General features: G+C 42.6%; 1 protein-coding gene. It reads right to left on the bottom strand.

The window, feature by feature from the left end:
- Positions 1-165 precede the first annotated feature (165 nt).
- Entirely contained in the window at positions 166-1,767 is a 1,602-nt protein-coding gene (locus tag ACTTK7_RS17150; RefSeq protein ID WP_462869316.1) for a BCCT family transporter, read from the bottom strand.
- Between the last annotated feature and the right edge of the window lie 315 nt (positions 1,768-2,082).

Below are 2,082 nucleotides of genomic sequence, written 5' to 3'. Positions count from 1 at the left end.
AGTGTTATTGCATCATCAATATAAATGGTCGCTCGCCGGATAACGGAGGGGTCACCCCAACATTAGACATAGAACCTCTTTTTATAAGGATAAAGGACAGCTGATACTTCTCAGCATAATAAAATCCCCGGCACAGAGGCCGGGGATTTCTTATTTCGTTAGAAACTATTCTTTGCCAGTCAGGTCTCTTTGGAGCTCTTCCTGTTCTCTTCGAAGCTGTTCGCGTTCGCGACGGGAAAGTCCTGTTTCATCATCCTGGCGCAGCTTGCGTTCTTTGTTAATAATACTTCGATCGGTTTGAAGAGCTTTTAATAATGATACAGTAATTAAGATCATAATAACGGTAAACGGCAGAGCCGCAATAGTCATAACAATCTGTATACCGGCAATGCCCCCCGAGGCAAGTAACATTGCTGCAGATCCCGAAATAACAAGTCCCCAGATAAATTTAATGGAAACCGGTGGGTTTAAGCTTCCGTTCGTTGTCTGCATCCCCAGCACAAACGTCGCAGAATCTGCTGAAGTAACGAAAAAACTCATGATCAAAAGTAACGCTAAAAGCCCTGTAATAACTCCAAAAGGTAAAGCATCAAGCAAACCAAATAAAGCAATTTCGTCACTTTGATTTATCATTAAGTTGTAAAGACCGCCATTTTGCGCATTGTCCTGAGCAATTCCGGTAGTCGCAAAAACAGAAAACCATAAAAAAGAGAAGATCGATGGTACAAGCAAAACGCCGGAAATAAATTCGCGGATCGTCCGGCCGCGGGATACACGGGCAATAAATGTACCTACAAAAGGAGACCATGCGATCCACCACGCCCAGTAGAATATTGTCCAGGAGTCGAGCCATGCTCGATCTCCGGTATACTCATACGTGGTAAAGCTTTGATCGGGCAGATTTTGCATATAGTTACCAATTCCGCCAGTGAAGGAGTTCAGAATACTGGTCGTCGGACCGGCAAAGAGGACAAACAGCATCAGTACTGCTGCTAAAGCTATGTTTGTCCAGCTTAGATAACGAATTCCTCTATTTAAGCCGGTAGTTGCCGATGCAAGATAAATAACTGTAAATATAAGAATGATGATTAACTGTGTCGGCAGATCGTTATTGATGCCTGAAAAAATGTAGCTTAATCCACCATTTACCTGTGTGGCGCCGAATCCTAAAGACTGGGCGACACCAAAGATAGTAGCGAATACAGCGATGAAGTTAATCATTGTTCCCATCCACCCATCGACACGATCACCGATCAGCGGACGAAATGCTGAACTGATAATACCCGGTGCGTTATGCCGGAATTGAAAATAGGCAAGTGCTAAAGCTACTACGGAATAAGCAGCCCATGGGTGAAGTCCCCAGTGGAAAAATGAGAGACGAATAGCATCTTCTGCTGCAGCTGAAGTTTCAGGTTCTGCTTCCGGAGCGCCATAATAGTGATAAAGAGGTTCAGCCACTCCCCAGTAAACAAGTCCCACACCCATACCGGCTGTAAATAGAAATGCGAACCATGTTAAGTAACTGTATTCCGGTCGCTCGTCCGGTTTACCTAAACGGATTTTCCCGTATGGACTAAATACTAAGTAAATACTGAAAATAACGAAAAACGTTGCGGATATAAGATAAAACCACCCGAGATTGGTAACAATCCATCCCTGAATGCTACCAGTCACTGTATTTAAGTTCTCTGGTGTTACAACACCCCAGATGATTACCGCAAGCGCCGCTATTAAAGTTATAAAAAAGACGCCTGTTAGTTTTCTCATGACTTTTTAAATTCCACCTTCCTTTTACCGAAGTATTCAATTTTAGGTAGAGACGTTTTGCAGTAAAGGGGATGTTTTAAGACTTCAATAAGCAAACGCGTACCCATTAAAAAATAACAACGATGATTATTATAACACTCATAACTTTATACGCAACCAACACGTACGAATAATCTATACCCTAAACGTGGGCCCACAAACCTAGAAGCCGTTATATATTAATATTAAAAAATACCTACGGGACCGTCAATAATTTTGTGTAAACGGCTGTCCTCTTCCAGCCTTGAAGTTAACCCTGCGGTTGAAACATATCTT

The organism is Marinococcus tarijensis (assembly GCF_054971385.1).
This window is presented reverse-complemented; position numbering and strand designations above follow the sequence as displayed.